This window comes from Aeromonas sp. A04 (assembly GCF_047780465.1).
In the GTDB taxonomy this organism is placed as follows: domain Bacteria; phylum Pseudomonadota; class Gammaproteobacteria; order Enterobacterales; family Aeromonadaceae; genus Aeromonas; species Aeromonas bestiarum.
In genome coordinates, this window is record NZ_JBLNHP010000001.1 from 1,479,275 (window position 1) to 1,496,516 (window position 17,242).

At 63.0% G+C, this 17,242-nt stretch carries 18 protein-coding genes; 10 read left to right on the top strand and 8 right to left on the bottom strand.

Annotated elements, in window-relative coordinates; all coding sequences use genetic code 11:
- Positions 1 to 33 precede the first annotated feature (33 nt).
- The 3 genes from ACM3N8_RS06735 (at position 34) to ACM3N8_RS06745 (ending at position 4,870) form a co-directional block, all read left to right on the top strand.
- Positions 34 to 1,971: a methyl-accepting chemotaxis protein gene (locus ACM3N8_RS06735; RefSeq protein ID WP_416015745.1), complete on the top strand. Its 1,938-nt coding sequence runs from the start codon at positions 34 to 36 to the stop codon at positions 1,969 to 1,971.
- Positions 1,972 to 2,479: 508 nt separating this feature from the next.
- Positions 2,480 to 3,925, top strand: coding sequence for an OprD family outer membrane porin (locus ACM3N8_RS06740; protein ID WP_043554719.1), 1,446 nt, complete (start codon positions 2,480 to 2,482; stop codon positions 3,923 to 3,925).
- 114 nt (positions 3,926 to 4,039) lie between these two features.
- Complete coding sequence (locus ACM3N8_RS06745; RefSeq protein WP_416015747.1) at positions 4,040 to 4,870, top strand: SDR family oxidoreductase; 831 nt, start codon at positions 4,040 to 4,042, stop codon at positions 4,868 to 4,870.
- 89 nt (positions 4,871 to 4,959) lie between these two features.
- Here ACM3N8_RS06745 and ACM3N8_RS06750 read toward each other — a convergent pair whose 3' ends face one another.
- Positions 4,960 to 5,292, bottom strand: a complete 333-nt coding sequence (locus ACM3N8_RS06750; RefSeq protein ID WP_416015749.1) for a DUF1904 family protein — start codon at positions 5,290 to 5,292, stop codon at positions 4,960 to 4,962.
- 87 nt (positions 5,293 to 5,379) lie between these two features.
- On the opposite strand from ACM3N8_RS06750, the gene ACM3N8_RS06755 reads away from it, so the two are divergent.
- From ACM3N8_RS06755 to ACM3N8_RS06770, 4 genes are all read left to right on the top strand, one after another.
- Positions 5,380 to 6,270, top strand: coding sequence for a TraB/GumN family protein (locus tag ACM3N8_RS06755; protein ID WP_416015750.1), 891 nt, complete (start codon positions 5,380 to 5,382; stop codon positions 6,268 to 6,270).
- 133 nt (positions 6,271 to 6,403) lie between these two features.
- Positions 6,404 to 6,589: a DUF3149 domain-containing protein gene (locus ACM3N8_RS06760; RefSeq protein WP_098984905.1), complete on the top strand. Its 186-nt coding sequence runs from the start codon at positions 6,404 to 6,406 to the stop codon at positions 6,587 to 6,589.
- 141 nt (positions 6,590 to 6,730) lie between these two features.
- Complete coding sequence (smrA, locus tag ACM3N8_RS06765) at positions 6,731 to 7,312, top strand: DNA endonuclease SmrA (protein ID WP_043554716.1); 582 nt, start codon at positions 6,731 to 6,733, stop codon at positions 7,310 to 7,312.
- A 131-nt stretch (positions 7,313 to 7,443) separates the two neighbouring features.
- A complete protein-coding gene (locus ACM3N8_RS06770) occupies positions 7,444 to 8,922 on the top strand; it encodes a carboxypeptidase M32 (RefSeq protein WP_416015753.1) in 1,479 nt (492 codons plus the stop codon).
- 76 nt (positions 8,923 to 8,998) lie between these two features.
- Here the strand turns inward: ACM3N8_RS06770 and ACM3N8_RS06775 are convergent, their stop codons facing one another.
- Complete coding sequence (locus ACM3N8_RS06775) at positions 8,999 to 9,400, bottom strand: VOC family protein (protein WP_241279922.1); 402 nt, start codon at positions 9,398 to 9,400, stop codon at positions 8,999 to 9,001.
- A 190-nt stretch (positions 9,401 to 9,590) separates the two neighbouring features.
- Between ACM3N8_RS06775 and ACM3N8_RS06780 the strand changes: the two genes are divergently transcribed.
- Positions 9,591 to 11,171, top strand: a complete 1,581-nt coding sequence (locus ACM3N8_RS06780) for an AlkA N-terminal domain-containing protein (protein ID WP_241279924.1) — start codon at positions 9,591 to 9,593, stop codon at positions 11,169 to 11,171.
- Positions 11,158 to 11,634, top strand: coding sequence for a methylated-DNA--[protein]-cysteine S-methyltransferase (locus tag ACM3N8_RS06785; RefSeq protein ID WP_241279926.1), 477 nt, complete (start codon positions 11,158 to 11,160; stop codon positions 11,632 to 11,634). The genes ACM3N8_RS06780 and ACM3N8_RS06785 overlap by 14 nt, the downstream gene beginning before the upstream one ends.
- Positions 11,635 to 11,762: 128 nt before the next feature.
- Here ACM3N8_RS06785 and ACM3N8_RS06790 read toward each other — a convergent pair whose 3' ends face one another.
- Positions 11,763 to 12,017: a hypothetical protein gene (locus tag ACM3N8_RS06790; RefSeq protein ID WP_131245223.1), complete on the bottom strand. Its 255-nt coding sequence runs from the start codon at positions 12,015 to 12,017 to the stop codon at positions 11,763 to 11,765.
- Between ACM3N8_RS06790 and ACM3N8_RS06795 the strand changes: the two genes are divergently transcribed.
- Positions 12,016 to 12,390 carry a cupin domain-containing protein gene (locus tag ACM3N8_RS06795; RefSeq protein WP_043135046.1) on the top strand — a complete coding sequence of 125 codons (375 nt, stop codon included), beginning with the start codon at positions 12,016 to 12,018 and terminating at the stop codon, positions 12,388 to 12,390. The genes ACM3N8_RS06790 and ACM3N8_RS06795 overlap by 2 nt on opposite strands.
- Positions 12,391 to 12,630: 240 nt before the next feature.
- On the opposite strand, the gene ACM3N8_RS06800 is transcribed toward ACM3N8_RS06795, so the two are convergent.
- The 5 genes from ACM3N8_RS06800 to ACM3N8_RS06820 form a co-directional block, all read right to left on the bottom strand.
- Positions 12,631 to 12,876 (bottom strand): DUF1272 domain-containing protein, encoded by a 246-nt coding sequence (locus tag ACM3N8_RS06800; protein ID WP_290019505.1) that lies wholly within the window; start codon positions 12,874 to 12,876, stop codon positions 12,631 to 12,633.
- A gap of 39 nt (positions 12,877 to 12,915) precedes the next feature.
- Positions 12,916 to 13,245, bottom strand: coding sequence for a DHCW motif cupin fold protein (locus ACM3N8_RS06805; RefSeq protein ID WP_290019507.1), 330 nt, complete (start codon positions 13,243 to 13,245; stop codon positions 12,916 to 12,918).
- A 149-nt stretch (positions 13,246 to 13,394) separates the two neighbouring features.
- Entirely contained in the window at positions 13,395 to 15,251 is a 1,857-nt protein-coding gene (locus ACM3N8_RS06810; protein ID WP_290019508.1) for a peptidase U32 family protein, read from the bottom strand.
- A gap of 190 nt (positions 15,252 to 15,441) precedes the next feature.
- On the bottom strand, positions 15,442 to 16,050 hold the full coding sequence (locus tag ACM3N8_RS06815; RefSeq protein ID WP_103471469.1) for a LysE family translocator: 609 nt from the start codon (positions 16,048 to 16,050) through the stop codon (positions 15,442 to 15,444).
- A gap of 129 nt (positions 16,051 to 16,179) precedes the next feature.
- Positions 16,180 to 17,121, bottom strand: a complete 942-nt coding sequence (locus ACM3N8_RS06820) for a LysR family transcriptional regulator (protein ID WP_290019510.1) — start codon at positions 17,119 to 17,121, stop codon at positions 16,180 to 16,182.
- Between the last annotated feature and the right edge of the window lie 121 nt (positions 17,122 to 17,242).

The following is a 17,242-nucleotide window of genomic DNA, read 5'->3' on the forward strand; positions in this document are numbered from 1 at the left end:
TTCCATTCCAGTGGCTCAAGCAGGAATCCTGACGTGAAAATAGCCCATTACGCCTCCCTCTCTTCCCTGGTACTGCTGCTGGTCGCCGCCGTGCAAGCCGGCGCCCTGTTTCATGGCTGGCAGCAGTTGAACCGGGCCGAACAGGCCCAGCATCAACACGAACGGCTGCAACAGCGGCTGACCGGCACACTGCAGGGCACCCTGCGCGACTACCTCGCCAGCGGCGATCCCCTGCGCCTGACTGAGGCCCAGGCGCTACGCAAGCAGGCGCTCGCCCAGCTGGCGCAGCAGGATGCTGCGCTCACCGCCCCGCTGCGCGCCCTGCTCGAACGGATGGGCACTCGCATCGACGGCGACTATCTGGCGGCGGGCAAGCTCTCCGGCAACAGCCAGTGGCTGCTGCAAAACGCCGAAAACGAGCTGACCGCCCAGGCCAGGGCGCTGCTGCGTTATGGCCAGCAGGGGGCGACGGGCGCAGATCCGGCCAGCGCGGATCGATACCGCCAGGGTGCCACCGACATACTGGCGGCCCTGCCCGGACTCGGCCACCTGCGCCAGAACTACATGGAACAGGCCAGCCCCAAGCTGCTGGAGGGACTGACGTTCGAGCTGGCTGCCATGCAAAAGCAGGCGCAGCAACTGGCCGCCCTGCCGCTGCTCGGCCTGTTTGCTGCGCCGCCTGCCGACGAGTTCACCCTGGGTGAGCCAGAGCACAAGGAGCTGGGCGATCTGCCCAAAGCCGAACTGCTCTCCCTGCTCACGCGCTACCCGCAAGAGCTGGAAAACAGCCGCAAGGCGCTGCAACAGCAGCAGACTGCCCGCCAGGCGGTGCAGCAGGACATCAGCCAGATGCTGCAAGCCACCGGCCAGATGGGGGCCGAGCTTGCCGCCGAGCGGCAGGCGGTCAACCAGCGGCTGGCTGCCATACTCGGCAGCCTGGCGCTCTGTCTGGTGCTGGTCGCGCTGCTGTTTGCCCTGGTGCAGCGCCGCTGGCTGGTCACGCCGCTGCTGCGCCTGCGCGCCGCCTTCCTGCAACTCGACGAGACGGGTCAGGCCGAGACCCTGCCCCAGGGGCGCGAGCGCAACGAGCTCGGCGACATAGTCGCCAGTTACAACCGCCTCATCATGCGCCTGCAACAGGATCAACAGCAGAAGGAGGGGCAGCTGTCGGCGGTCTCACTGAGCCTGCAGGGCATGGTCAATCAGGTCGAAGAGATCCACCACAGCACGCGCACCACGGAACAGGCGGTGGACGAGGGCGATCTGATGATGAACGAGCTGAACCAGCTGGCTGGCGAGGTGCATCAGGTGGCCGCAGAGATAGCGCAGCACGCCCAGCACAACGAGCACTCCATGAGCCAGAGCGAGCAACTGGTGGGGGGCATGTTGCAGGCCACGGCCCAGACCGGGCTTGCCATCGACGAGAGCAGTGGCGCCCTGACCCAGCTCAAGCGTTCGGTGGACGATGTCACCGCCATCGTCGACGTGATAGGTCACATAGCCCAGCAGACCAACCTGCTGGCGCTCAATGCAGCTATAGAGGCTGCCCGGGCGGGGGAGCAGGGGCGCGGGTTTGCGGTGGTGGCCGACGAGGTGCGCCACCTCTCCGCCGACACCCAGCGATCCCTTGGCCAGATCACCGAGATCCTGACGCGGCTCACCCAGGCGGGAGATCTGCTCGGCACTGTGCTGGCGCGGATCACCTCGGAGGCTGCCGCCCAGCGCCAGCAGGCGGAGCAGTTGCGCCAGACCACCCAGGCGGTGCGGGAGATGGCGCGCAGCACAGCCGTCATAGCGCTGCAGGGGGCCGACAACGCCAAGAGCCAGGAACACAAGCTGGCCAGCTTCGCCGATCTCATCGCGCGCATCAGCCAGCACGCCCGCCAGGGCAGCCGCCTCTCGGTGCAGGTGTCGGAGCACATCCATCACCAGGCCAGCCAGATCCCGCGCATCCTCGGCCATCAGGCCTGAATCTCCCGTCCAGATCCCCTTCCGAGTCCCCTGCCCCCGCCCCCAACGCGGGGGCATATCTTTTTTTGTGCCACAAAATTATCTGTTGCATACAGGTTAACGAAAAAAGTTATGCCCCTTGTGAGAGATCCGCCCGCATCGCTGGTCAATTTCACCTGAAAACGCTATCAGCGCCGATATGAGCGGGCTGGGAGTGTCCACAACAAGATCCATGATTATTTGCACTCGGTCATATTTTTGAAACTTGGTGGGAACTTTTCATTGATATTTCGCACCGCGAACGTACTCTTGGAATTGTCCGATAGCCAAGAATCGGAACACAAAAAATAAAATGATGTGATGAACAGAACTGCCCACCGCAGATGTGCCAAGACGTCGCGGCCGCAGACGAGCTACCAGAAATTTTTTGCCCTACGGGGTTTTGATTGCAATGCCAATACCGAGCGGCGGGCCATCGCCTGACTGCCGGACAAAAAAGCTAAGTCCATAAAATCAGGAGCAATACAAAATGGAAAAAGTGATCTTCAAGCGTGCCGCATTGAGCGCAGCCGTTGTTGCCGCCTTGGTCGCCCCCGGTATGGCATTCGCTGCCGACGAAGCCGGCCCTGCCTATGCTGCCGCCGCCAGCAAATTCTATGAAGAAGGCAAACTCAACGGTGGCCTCTTCTACTTCCAGCGTGATCGTCAGCGTATCGATGGCGACCCGACTGCCGCCAAGAAAGAAGGCAAATATCAATCCAACCTGAGCCACGCCACCACCCAGGCCTCCCTTAACTTCAACTCGGGTTATGCCTGGGACATCGTCGGTATCGACGTGGGTGGCTTCGGTGCCTATGACCTGGCCGTGACCGAGAACCATGCGGTCAACCAGGAGAACGAATTCTCCTTCGCCGGCAACAAGTGGGGCGAAAACTACAAGGATGGCTCCCCCGAAGGTGGCTTCAGCCTGGCCAACGCCTCGCTGAAACTGAAAGCACTGGACGGTGCCATCACCGCCAAGGGCGGTCTGACCCAGCTCTACGTACCGGGCGTGATCGGTGTGAACTGGTCCTATCAGCCGGGTACCTACCGTGGTGGCCAGATCGAGGGTAACTTCGGTGGCCTCTACCTGACCTACGCCATCGCCGACGAGTACAAGTCCCCCTGGTACAAGGAGACCCAGAAGTTCTCCCGTGCCAAGGCATGGATGGATCCGTTCGCCGATGAAAACGTCATCGACTACATCCAGGGTGTAGCCGCACGTTATACCTTCGAAAATGGCACCGCCATCACCGGCTCCTACGGTAACTCCGAAAAATACATGGACAGCTACCACTTCAAGCTGGCCCATAAATTCGACGTGCTGAACGGCCTCTCCACCAGCTATCAGTTCTACGGTTCCGAAACCGACACCTATCAGAAGGGTGGTGCCGACATCGAGACCTATGACGGCATGGCATGGCAACAAGCGCTGACCGCCGCCTGGGGCACAGGCCCGTACGGCTTCCGTCTGGAAGGTCTGTGGACCAAGGCCGAGGGTAACGAAGGCAACTACCTGCCCCGTCTGACCCGTGGCTACGGCAACTCTCAGGGCGCGAACGAAATCTGGTGGGATTCCCGCTCCGACTGGAACGCGAACAACGAAAAAGCACTGTTCTTCGGCGTGACCCGCTCCCTGGATGATCTGGTGGGTGCACCTGGCTGGTCCGTCGGTGTCTCCGGCGCCTACGGCTGGGATATCCAGAAAGGCGACGGCACCAAGGCCACCAACGGTGAAGATACCGAATGGGCAGCCAACTTCGACGTCATGTACACGGTGCAGGATGGCAAGCTGAAAGGCACCCTGTTCAAACTGCACTACACGGATTACAACAACGACATCAGCCAGGGCGGCGGCTGGACCGAATACCCGAACATCTTCGCCTCCGAGCATGACGTCAAGTTCCACATCATAATGCCGTTCACCATTCTGTAAGCAGGTGGTAGAACCTCAGCAAACCGGGCCACGTGGCCCGGTTTTCTTTTTTGTCGCGCTCGGGCTACCATGCCTGCTTCGGCCAGACTCTGGTCGCCAACAAGGATGACCTTTATGCCCCACCCCTTCGTGCTCATCACCGGCTGCTCCAGCGGCATCGGCCTCGCCGCCGCCAAGGCGCTCGGGGTTCACGGCTTCACAGTGATCGCCTCCGCCCGCAAGGCCGACGATGTGGCACAGCTGCAACAGCAGGGTCTGCTGGCCGTTAAACTGGATCTCGCTGACACCGCCAGCATAGAGCGGGGGGCGGCAGAGGCGCTGGCGCTGGCGGGGGGCCGTCTCTATGGCCTGTTCAACAACGGCGCCTATGGCCAGCCCGGCGCGCTGGAGGACTTGCCCACGGAGGCACTGCGTGCCCAGTTCGACACCAACCTGTTTGGCTGGCACCACCTGATCCGCCAGATACTGCCGGCCATGCTGGCGGCAGGAGAGGGACGGATAGTTCAGAACAGCTCTGTGCTGGGGCTGGTGGCCATGAAGTATCGCGGCGCCTACAACGCCAGCAAGTTTGCGCTGGAAGGCTATACAGACACACTGCGCCTGGAACTCGAAGGCAGCGGCGTGCACATCAGTCTGATCGAGCCGGGCCCCATCGATACCCGCTTTCGCGCCAATGCCCGCGCCGCCTTCGTGCGCCATATAGATCCGGCCCAGAGCCGCCATCAGGGCGCCTATCGCCAGACCCTGACCCGGCTGGAAAAAGAGGGAGCCACCAGCGGTTTCACGCTGCCAAGCGAAGCCTGCATACCGCCGCTGCTGCATGCGTTGCAGAGCAAGCGGCCAAAGCATCGCTACCCGGTCACCTTTCCGACCCGGCTGTTTGCGGTATTGCGCCGCCTGCTGCCAAGCCGCTGGCTCGACAGGATCCTGGCCAAGTCGGCCTGATCCCGTTGGAGGCGATGGGCATCAGCAACCCAGGTCGGGTTGGCCGCGTAGCGGCGTAACCCGACGCATCAACCCTGTTTACCCTCACCTCAATAGTGCTGACCGTTGCTGTAGTAGTGGCTTTTGACGATGGGCAGCACCTGCACCACCACATAGCTCTGCTCCCCCAGCGCCGCCTTCAGATGGCGGGTGATGAGCGCCGCGGCGGCGTCTTGCAGCTCCTGTGGTCGCTCGAACCAGACCAGCTCCACGAACGGAAAACCGGCTTCGATCACCCCGCCGCGTACCCAGTGGCTGTCTATGCACTCCATGGTGACGAACTCCGGTTTGCCACCGGTCAGGGCGCACAGATCCGCCAGCAGGGGCGTGCTTATCTGCTGCAGGGTATCGACGGAGACGGCCCGAAAACGAAGATGGGGCATGGGAAACCTCTTGGCTGTGACGAATGAGGACTTATCATAGGGCTTATTGTTATGAAGAGAAGCCATCCCGCCAACATAAGGTGCCTCATGAGATTTCATCGCACGCTGATTTCCTTCCTGCTCTGCCTGCTGCTGCCGCTGACCGCCTTTGCCGACCCCGCCTTCTATCGGGTGAGCAAGGGTGACCAGCAGCACTGGCTTCTGGGCTCCATTCATGCGGGCAAACCCTCGCTCTATCCGCTGCCCGATCCCGTCGAGCGCGCCTGGCAACAGAGCCGCGCCCTGGTGATGGAGGCCGACCTGACCCACATCAGCCAGACGCAGTGGCAGGAGATGGGCGCCATCACCCGGCTGGTGGATGGCAAGACCCTCAAGGATCACGTGCCGCTCGATCTGTATCGGCGCACCATCATAGCCGCCGGCCAGAATGGCCTGACCGAGAACATGCTGGCCCCGCTGCGCCCCTGGTTTGCGGCCATCACCCTGACCCAGGCGGCGCTGGAACGCACCGGTTTCAGCAGCGCGCTAGGGGTGGATCAACACTTCGCCAAGCGCGCCACCGAGAGCGGCAAGCCCATCATCGGCTTCGAGACCCTGCTCGAACAGCTCGGCTACCTCGCCAGCGTCGGTGACAACCAGACCCTGATGCTGGAGAGCACCCTGGATGAGCTGCCCCAGCTTGAAACCGGCTTTCGCGACGTGATGAAGGCGTGGCAGGAGGGGGATCAGGCCGCCCTGGTCAAACTGCTCAAAGCCGAGATGGCGCCGCCCAAGCTGCAAGCCTGGCTGGAGCAGACCCTGCTGGCGGAGCGCAACCGCAACTGGCTGAAGAAGTGGCCGACCCTGCCGAACGAGAGCTTTATCGTGGTAGGCGCTCTGCACCTTTATGGCGACCAGGGGTTGATCGCCCTGCTGGAGCAGCAGGGATGGCGCATCACACCGCTCACAACGCCTGGCCCAGGCACGGCCGCCAAGTGATGCTCCATCCGTGCGCCTGATCTGCCCGGCGGCTTGGCCGAGTGCGAGGCCGCTCACAGATCCGGCTGCCGGTTAAATAACCACCACGGGACTTGATCGAGATCATCTCGTCACTCCCAAAGAGGTATCTATCATGCCTGTCATCAATGGGATGACAGGAGTGCATGAGATGGAATTTTGGATGAACCTGATGTTCGGCAACAGCGTGGGGCTCATGTCCATGTTGGTGATTATCGGTACCTTCCTGCTGATCAGTTCCTACGCGGCCTATTTCATCTACAAGGTGATGAACGCCAAGCCGCCGAAAGAGGAGCAGTAACACATCTCGTCAGGCGATCCCCCGATCGCCTGTTGTCGCCTGCCCGGCCCGACTGACAGGGCCGTCTGACTGGCTACCCCCATTTTCTGACCCCGACTCCCCCGCTATAATGCCCGCTCATTCCAATGCGGGGAGCCTGCCGTGTCTCATGACGACGAACTCTCACTGTTTCTGCAGGAAGTGGCCGACGTGCGGCCCATTCGCAGCGACAACACCCTCTCCCTCACGGGCACATCCGCCCCGACCGAGGCGCAACTGGCCCGTCGCCAGGCCGCGACCGCCGAGCAACTGACCCTGGATCACCTAAGCATGGAGGCGGTCGAGCTGCTCGATCCCCACGCCATCGTCGGCTTCAAGCGCGACGGTGTGCAGGAGGGGGTCTACAAGAAGCTGCGGCTCGGCAAATACGAGCTGCAGGCGAGCCTGGATCTGCACCAGAAGACGCTCAACGAGGCGCGCCAGAGCCTGGTGCAGTTCATTGCAGATTGCGAGGTGCGGGACATCCGCTGCCTGCTGATCCTGCACGGCAAGGGGGAGCGCAGCACACCGCGCGCCCAGCTGAAAAGCCATGTCAGCACCTGGTTGCCGCAACTGCCGGCCGTGATGGCCATGCACAGCGCCGAGCGCCGCCACGGCGGCAGTGGCGCCCTCTATGTGTTGCTGCGAAAAAGCGAACGCAAGAAGGCGGAGAACCGCGAGCGACACCAGAAGCGGCTCGGCTAGCCAGCCCCCGTCATCTGGTCAGTCATCCCAGGCCAGGGTGGTAAAACGCACGAGGGCAGTGTTAGCATCGATCGGCCCCGATCATGCCAGGTACGGGGCATACCATCAGGGACGATAACAAGGACAATCCCATGTCATATCAAAAACTTGAACAACATCAGCAACAGCTGCACCGGCTCTCCCACCTCAGCGCCATCTGCGGCTGGGATCGGGCAGCCATGATGCCGGAGGGCGGCAACGAGGCACGTGCCGAGGCCATGGCCGAACTCGGCGTGCTGATCCATCAAAAGCGTACCGCCCCCGAGCTCGGCGACTGGATCGCCAAGGCCGAGAGCGAACCACTGGATGAGATCCAGCACGCGAACCTCGCCGAGATAAAGCGCCACTGGCAGGATGCGAGCCTGCTGCCAAGCGATCTGGTCGAGGCGCTGTCGCTGGCCGGCAGCAAGTGCGAGCACGCCTGGCGCGGCCAGCGCAAAAACAACGACTGGGCAGGCTTCGCCCCGAATCTCAAGGACGTGGTGACGCTGTCGCGGGAAGTGGCGCGCCTTCGCGCCGAGGCACTCGGTGTACGCCCCTACGACGCCATGCTGGCGCTGTACGAACCCGGCATGACGAGTGCGCGGCTCGATCAGATCTTCGGCGATCTCACCGGCTGGCTGCCGTCCCTCATACAGCAGGTGAGTAAACAGCAGAAGCATGACGCCATCTTGATCCCGCAGGGGCCCTTCCCCATCGCGAGCCAGCAGGCGCTCGGCCAGGAGGTGATGGGCGTGCTCGGCTTTGATTTCGCCCACGGCCGGCTCGATGTGAGCAGCCATCCGTTCTGCGGCGGCGTGCCGACCGACGTGCGCATCACCACGCGCTACAACGAGCGGGAGTTCGTCTCCAGCCTGATGGGAATCGTGCACGAGACGGGTCACGCGCGCTACGAACAAGGGCTGCCGCGCCAGCTGATGAGCCAGCCGGTGGGCGAGGCGCGCTCCATGGGCATTCACGAGAGCCAGAGCCTGTTCTGCGAAATGCAGCTCGGCCACGATCCCGCCTTCCTGGCGCTGCTGGTGCCGCGCATCCGCGCACACTTTGGCGAGCAGGCGGCGTTTGCGCCGGCGAACCTGGCGAAGCTCTACAACCGGGTCGAGCCCGGCTTTATCCGCGTAGAGGCGGACGAGGTGACATACCCGGCGCACGTGATCCTGCGCTACGAGCTGGAGCGCGACCTCATCGAAGGGCACATCGAGGTGGCCGATCTGCCCGAACTGTGGGATGCGAAGATGCAGCAGTGGCTCGGCCTCTCCACCAGGGGCAACTACCAGAACGGCTGCATGCAGGACATTCACTGGACGGATGGCTCGTTCGGCTACTTCCCGAGCTACACGCTCGGCGCCATGTATGCGGCGCAGTTGCGCTTCGCGCTGGAGCGGGAACTGGGCAACATGAGCAGCGTGATCGAGGCGGGCCGCCTGCCGGAGATACTCGCGTGGCTTGGTCGCCACATCTGGTCACAGGGCAGCCAGCACAGCACGGACGAGCTCATTCGCCGCGCGACCGGCGAGGCGCTGAACCCGCGCTGGCTGCGCCAGCATCTGGAGCAGCGCTACCTGAAATAACAGCTGCTGCGCCAGCGAGTGAAGAGGGGAACGGGGCAGCTTGACTGCCCCGTTTTTCATTGGCAAACAACCGGATTCAGAGGGGATCCGGGGCACTCAAAAACTCGCGCAATTGCAGGATATTGCCTTCCGGATCAAACGCATTGCGCAGCACGAAGCCAGGCCCCGGCCACTGCTGCGGCAACAGGCCGCCACCGAGATCGGCCGCCCTGGCCTCGGCCCAGGCGAGGCTTGGTACGGTAAAGAACAATTTTATCGCCCCCTGTTCGCGCAGCTGCGGTGGCACCTGGATATCAATATCGCAGGCAATCGACTCGGGGATGGCATGGATCAGCAGCTGGATATCGTCGTTCTCCATCACGACAAAAGCGTCATCCTGACTGCGAATGTCCATCTGCAGCAGGGTGCGGTAGAAGTGGGTCAGCAGGCCGAGATCCCTGGCGTAGATCAGGGCGCCGGCGCGGGCGGGTCCTGGCATGGTGCTATCCTCCTTGGATGTTGTCACCCCAGATTCTCACACTTGCCCGCCCGGTTCGACCGGTTTCAACCTCGCCACAGGGGCTCTCCCGGCGACGTTTTTATTTCAATTGCTGTCCGTTTCTGGCTAGTCACCGCCTTCCCTCCCCCTTACTCTCTCATCCATGCACCCAGAACGGAGCGCCAGGACCATGAACTCGCCACCAGCCAGTGACCACCATCAGGATGAGGGGATCCCGAGCCTCAGCCGCGAGCAATGTCACGCCGCCCGGCTCGCCCGCGATGCGCGTTTCGATGGCCGCTTCTTTACCGGCGTGCTCTCCACCGGCATCTACTGCCGCCCCGTCTGCCCCGCGCGGCCGCCGCACGAGCACAACGTGCGCTACTTCCAAAGCGCTGCCGCGGCCGAGCAACATGGCCTGCGCCCGTGTCTGCGCTGTCGCCCCGAGCTGGCTCCCGCCGCACGCGGCGATCTGCCGCCCGAACTCGCCCGTTTGCTGGCGCGGATCGATCGCGGCGAGCTGGCGGACGGCTCGCTCGCCGCACTGGCGGCAGAGGCCGGAATAAGCGAGCGTACGCTGCGCCGCCAGTTCGAGCAGCACCTAGGTGCGTCACCGAAACAGGTGGAGCAGACACGCCGGCTGCTGCTCGCGAAACGGCTGCTGACCGAAACTGCACTGCCCATCACGGACATAGCGTTTGCGGCGGGCTTTGCGAGCATTCGCCGCTTCAACGATGCCTGGAGCCAGGCGTATGACCTGGCGCCCCGGGTGCTGCGCCAGCGTGAAGGAAGGGCCGACGTCACCGAGAGCGGCGCGGCGCTCACGCTGCAGCTGTCCTATCGCCCGCCTTATGACGTGGCGGCCATGCTGGCGTTTTACCGGCTGCGGGCCATCCCCGGGCTGGAGCGGGTCGATGGCGATGCGTATGAGCGGCGCCATAGCGTCGGCGATCACGCGGGCTGGATCCGCATCGAGCAGGGCAAGGGCCATAGCATCAGGCTTACTGTGCATGATCTGCCGCCCGCGGCGCTGCCTGATCTCTTGTATCGCGTGCGCCGCATGTGGGATCTCGACGCCGACATGCTGCGCATCGGTGAGCGGCTCGGGCAGGATCCGCTGCTGGCACGCCTGCAGACGCGCTGGCCCGGGGTGCGCTTGCCCGCCGGCTGGGATGAGTACGAGGTGATGCTGCGCGCCATCGTCGGCCAGCAGGTGTCGGTCAAGGGCGCCATCACCATCATGGGGCGACTGGTGGCGCGTACCGAGGCGCAGTTCGGGGTGGCGCAGCTGCCCGCCCCGGCGCAGCTGTGCACACTGGATCTCGACGGCATCGGCATGCCCGGCAGCCGCATTCGCACGCTGCAGGGGCTCGCCGCCGCGCTCGCGAGCGGTGCGCTTTCCCTGACCACGGCCAGCGACGAGCAACTGCTGGCCTTGCCGGGCATAGGTCCCTGGACGGTCGCCTACTGGCGGCTGCGCTGCGGACAGGATCCCGACGCCTTCCCCGCCTCCGATCTCGTGCTGCAAAAGGCGCTGGGGGGCGGCGACAAGCTGCCGGTGAAGGAGGTGCTGGCGCAAAGCGCGGCGTGGCAACCGTGGCGCGGCTATGCCGCGAGCTGGCTGTGGCACGCCATGAGCGAACAACCGGCCCTGCTGATCAAGCAGCCATTGACCACCACAGCGAGTGCCATCGCAAACCCGCTGTCACCCACAACGGGGAGCAAGGCGCCCCAAAGCCATGACGAGGAGATAACCCATGATCCGCTATGACATGCTGCCAACGAGCTGCGGCGAACTACTGGTCGCCATCAACGCGCACGGCCTGGTACACGTGGACTTTGTGGCAGGCCTGCGGGCGCTGCCCGACATGAGCGGCTGGCAGCAAGACGGTGAGGCGCTCGCCCCCTATCTTGCCGAGTTTGACGCCTATTTCGCCGGGCGCCTGCAGCGCTTCACGCTGCCGCTCGCCGCCAATGGCACGGCTTTTCAGCAAACGGTTTGGCAGGCGCTGTGCGAGATCCCCTATGGCGAGACCCGCAGCTACGGCGAGATTGCCCGCGTCATCGGCAAACCGAGTGCGAGCCGTGCGGTCGGCGCCGCGAACGGCCGCAATCCGCTGTCGATCATAGTGCCGTGCCATCGCGTGATAGGCCAAAACGGCAGCCTGACCGGCTATGCGGGGGGATTGCCCATCAAGCAGGAGCTGCTGCGCCTCGAGGGGATCGCGCATTGAGCCCCGGATCCCTGCCGCCACGCCAGGGGGTAGCCCGGCCCTTGCCGTCTGCCCTGCCAGGAAGGCCCTGGTCGCACTCGGCGCCAGACGTAACCCAATGCCAGCTCATCTCGCCCTCATCAGCCAAGCTATTGAAGAACAACCATGTTTTTCGATAGACCCGGCAAGGCTGGCCGTTCCAGTGCAGCGCGCGCCTGACATGGGGTGAAAACTTGCCCATAACGGCAGCAAACCAGGGCGCCGACGGGAGTTTGGGCGAATACTTCGAAGACCGGGATGACGCTGCGCGTTGGCAGCTTGCTGACTATCGAGATCACGGCGTGTTTCCTGGCGATCCGATCGCAGCCATCGGCTGCAATCCGTTTGAAACGAGGAGAAAACATGTCCACTCCAGTCACAGTCACTCAATTCCAGGTGAGGTCCCACGGTGCCCCCGACGAGGTGCGCACTCCCGACAAGACCCGGGTCGAGGTCGTTAAACTCAATGGCTACACCATAGGGCGGTTCAACTTTGCCCCCGGCTGGCGTTGGTCTGACTGCATCAAACCTGTCGTCAAGACGGAGCAATGCCAGCTCTCGCACGTGGGTTACGCCGTCTCGGGGTCACTTACTGTCCGCCTGACGGACGGCACCCTCAAGACCATCAACGCCGGCGAGTCCTACACCATACCGCCGGGGCACGATGCCTGGGTCGAGGGCGAGCAACCCTTCGTTGGCATCGAGGTGCTCAGCGCCGATCAATTCGCCAAACCATAGTGTGTCGTTGGCAACTTACCATGGTTGCAACAGAATCTACCGGTGGGCACTCGCCCACCGGCACAGCAAGGCAGGCTTGATTAACCAAGCCTCATCAGGCGTTCGTAAAGAGACATTGCAGACACTCCAGCCGCTCCCTTCGTATTGACCCTCCCCATTCAGGAAGAAGAGACAAACACAAGGCCAGGGCATGCAGCCGCGCCCATCAGCACCAGATGCTCGAACTGCCACTCCTTTTTCTTAAGGCTGCTTTTTCAGGGCCGGATTGAAGACGCGCTTGGTGGAGGCGGGATTGGCCGCCAGCTTGGCCATGGGGCGGCGGGGACGCCTGACCAGTTCGCCGCCACAATTGGGGCAAATCAGTTGCAGATAGTGCTCGCTGCAATCGGCGCAGAAGGTGCACTCGAAGGAGCAGATATAGGCAAGGCCCGTGTCGGCGGGCAGATCCTGGTCACAGCATTCACAGTTGGGTCTGAGTTCGAGCATGGTGGTTGGCCTCGGTGGCAGCAAAAGAAGGTGAATGGCTCAATCGACGATAAAGAGCCTGGCGCCCTGCTCGGTGAAGGATCTATGGGGCTCGGCGTTATCGGCCACCTGATAGCTCATGCCCGCCGTCAGGGTGAAGACGCGGCCATCCTGCAGCTCTGTGTGCAGCTCCCCCTCAATGCACAACAGGACATGCCCCTTGCTGCACCAGTGATCCGCCAGATAGCCAGGGGAGTACTCCACCATCCGCACCCGCAGCTCGCCAAAGCTCTGGGTATGCCAGCGGGCGACGCCGGTTTCCCCCTTGTGCTCGGTCGGCTCTATATCGGCCCAGCGGGTCGTGCAAAATGGCAATGCATTGATTTTCATGACAGTTCCTTTGTCTACTCACGGAGAGCCCGAGGACATTCGCTTATCCCGGCGGGGTATACGTGCTCGGGCAAGCCCCCTCTCTATCCTCCCTATACTGCCATCGAATCCGCGGCCGCCCTATGCCCGGAAAGGGGCCGCAGAGGTCATTAACGCTTGAGGCTCCCCATCACCTGCATTTCGCAGCGGTTGCAATCAAAGCGCAGCCGGAAGGTGTCCTTGCCCATCTTGAGCTCCAGCGGCTCGGCCTTGAGACCTGGCACCTCTTTCGGGCAGAGGTTCTGGCTGTAGCGGATGCAGTGTTTGGTGATCATCAGCACCACTTCCCCCTCCTCCTTGTTCGCCTCATAGGCGGGGGCGATGCGCTCCACCTCGTGCTCGCGGAAAAACTGCTCGGCGGCCGAGTTCAGCACGTTGCCAAGGTAGGAGAGGCGGTGCTGCGGATAGCTGACATCGCGCAGGGCTATGCGCCGCTCGGGGCGCTGGTAGCTGGCCAGACGCGCGGCCTCCAGCGCGGCTATGCCATCCCGTCGCAGCCCGTTGAGCTGTGATGCCGCAATGAATAGCGGCCTCGTTACTGCCAACTCAATCTTGCGCGCCACAAACAGGGTATTGCCGAGTTTGCCAAGCTGGTCACGCGCCTGTTGCAGCGCCCGTTCCGGATTGTCGGCAGGTTGCTTGTCGCAAGGGAGCGTCACCGCGGCGCTGATGCCCTGCTCGTCGGTGAGTATGAGGCGCAATCCCTCATCGCACTCACAGAGCTGCATATCGACCCGGATGCGGCGATCCGCGCTGGCCTTTTCCAGCATCTTGCTGAATGCCTGATCGTGGTTGCGGTAGATTTCTGTGCCCACCGTCAAGCCCGGCATGCGCTCCGACAGGAGTAACTGCTTGCCTTCCACCTTGTTGAGGCGCATCCCCACCAGCTCCTTGTTCGGCTTGAAGAAGCCCAGACCGTCGCCGTTGTTGAGGGTGACGGACTTGCCGTCGATTTCTATGCCATCGCGGGTCACCCTGGTGACGCGACCCAGCGGCTCACCCACGTATTTCGGGCTTAGGGTGGAGTCGATCCCCTGCTGGCGGCCATTGAGGAAGTAGTCGGTTGAGCCACGGTTGAAGCTCTTTTTCGGATCCGGCTCGAAGCTGTAGCTGCAACGCCCCGCCGAGGCTGCCACCAGATCGGAGCGGCGATCCAGAATGGCGTCGAGCTTCTGGCGATACCAGGCCGTGACGTTCTTGACGTAATCCAGCCCCTTGAGCCGCCCCTCGATCTTGAACGAGCGAATGCCCGCCGCGATCAGCGCCTCCAGGTTGTCGGTCTGATCCATGTCTTTCAAGGAGAGCAGGTGACTGCCCTCCACCAGCACTTCGCCGTCCGGCTTTTGCAGCGAGCAGGGCAAGCGGCAGAGCTGGGCACACTCGCCGCGATTGGCGCTGCGGCCGGTGCGGGCATGGCTGATGTTGCACTGACCGCTGTAGGAGACGCAGAGCGCGCCGTGGATAAAGAACTCCAGCTGCACATTGGTCGCCGCGCTTATTTCGCGGATCTGTGCCAAGGAGAGCTCGCGCGCCAGCACCACCTGGGAGAAGCCCACATCCTGCAGAAACTTCACCTTCTCTGGCGTACGGTTGTCGGTCTGGGTGCTGGCGTGCAGCGCTATGGGGGGCAAGTCCAGTGCCAGCAGCCCCATGTCCTGCACTATGAGCGCATCGGCCCCCGCTTCGTAAATCTGGTGGGTCAGGCGCCGGGCCTGTTCCAGCTCGCTGTCGTGCAGCAAGGTGTTGAAGGCAACGAAGACCTGGGCGCCGAAGCGGTGGGCGTGGCGCGCCAGTGCGTCGATATCGTCGAGGGAGTTGCCCGCCGCACTGCGGGCACCAAAGGCGGGGCCGCCCATGTAGACGGCATCGGCGCCATGGTTGATGGCTTCGATGCCGTAGGCGAGGTTCTTGGCTGGCGCCAGCAGTTCGAGGCGGTTCAGTGCGTGGCTATGGGTCTGTGGGTGCATGGTCTCTGAGTCTATCGGCAGACAGAAAATGCCCGTCACTCTAGGTCAGTCGCCCTTTGCTTGCCTTGATCCCGCTTAAGATCACCGCAAGATACAGGATTAAAAGTCCGGAGATCGCAGTCCCGCCCGTGGAGCCGGGTATACGTTCAGCGGCCCTGCCCTCATGGCGCGAGCCGCTGACAAACGAACCTCAGAGCACTACCTTGAGCGCCAGCCCCAGCAGCACCAGACCACTCACCTTGTCGATCACGAAGGATTTGGCTTTGAGCCACGCAAGAACTGGGCCGCGAGAGAGCACCAGCGCCACCAGCACGTACCAGAGCGCATCTATGCCACCTGCGGTGAGCATCATGATACCCCCTTCGTTCCAGCCGGTGTCGGCCCGTACGAACTGGCTGAACAGGGCGATAAAGAAGATGGCAAGCTGGGGGTTGAGAAAGGCGACCATAAAGCCTTCAAAGGCCCCCTGACGACCACGCAACTGGTGGACCACCTCCTCGGCCGACTCGCTGGCGGGCCTGGCAAGCAGCGCCTTGATGCCTAGCCAGGCGAGAAACGCCGCGCCGCCGTAGCGGATAACGTCAAACAGCAGCGGGGTCTGGGTGATCAGCACGGAGAGCCCCAGCGCGGTAATCAGTGCATAGATGCCAACGCCAAGGCCGTGACCCAAGGCCGTCGCCACTCCGTGCCCCTGCCCCCCCTGCACCGTATTGCGGATGATCAGCGCCAGACTCGGCCCCGGGCTGATGGCCCCCATCACGCAGATTGCGGCCAGTGCCAGCCAACTCGTCAATTCCATATATTTCCCTACCTGTAAGCCGAATATCAGCAGCAGATCTCAGGGTAAGGGGCGACCAGTTATGCCAGAAGTGAAAGTTATGAATAGATCCCATAGCCAACGGCTATAGGCTGGCACAACCGACTGCGGCTAGCGGACGCCAGCCAGCAGCTTGCGGCTCTCGGCGACCGTGCGTTGCAGGTGTTCGCGCAAGAAGGGATAGGCCAGCTCGCGAAACCATTTGTGAGCCGGATCCTGATGATGGCGCTGGTGCCACAACAGATGATACTGCTGGGTACGGGTGGCAAACGGCAGATCACAAAAGGCGAGATCCTGCTCGCGGGAGAGCTGCCAGGCGATATGGGCCGGGGTGGTCATCAGGCAGTCGGTGCGCAGCAACACCTCCACCGCGGCCTGAAAGAAGGGCACCCTGGCAAACCAGCGCCGGTTAAGCCCCTGCGGCGCCAACACCAGCTCCACCGGGCTGTCCTTGTCACCGCCGCCGCTCACCTGCAGATGGGGCCAGGCGAGGTAGTCATCCAGACTGAGTGGCTTGCCCGCCAAGGGGTGATGACGGCCCATCAGCACCACCAGCCTGTCCTCCCCCTGATGCAGGCCACGGATCTGCTCCGGCACCAGCTCCGTGATGGTGGAGACCAGATCCAGCTCGGATTGCCACAGCTGGGGCAGCTGGCGCTTGTCCCACAGGCTGTATTCCAGCGCAGCAAGCGGCGCCTCTTTGGCCAGCGCGGCGCAGATATCGGGCAGGATGTGCTGGGCCACATAGTCGGACGAGGCAAGCCGAAACACCCGCTCGCAGCGACCGGGGTCGAAACCCGGTGCCTCGTAGAGCCGATCCAGCGCACCGAGGGAATCCGCCAAGGCCGCCGCCAGCGTCTCGGCCCGTGGCGTCAGCAGCCAGCGCTGCCCCTCCCGCACCAGCAAGTCGTCGCCAAACTCGCTGCGCAGCTGGCTTAGCTGCTTGCTGATGGAGGGCTGGCTCAGGTGCAGCAGCTCAGCCGCCCGGCTGATGTTGCGGGTCTCCAGCAGCACCTTGAGGGTGGGCAGCAAGTTGAGGTTGGCTTTGTGCAAGGGGCGGCCCCGTTGGATGGTGGAAAGCCCTATCTTAGGGCAGGCGAGTCCTCGATTTTAAGCAAAATTTCCCGCTATTTTCGGCGGTTTTACGCCTCTTCCCCGCCAGATAACCATGACC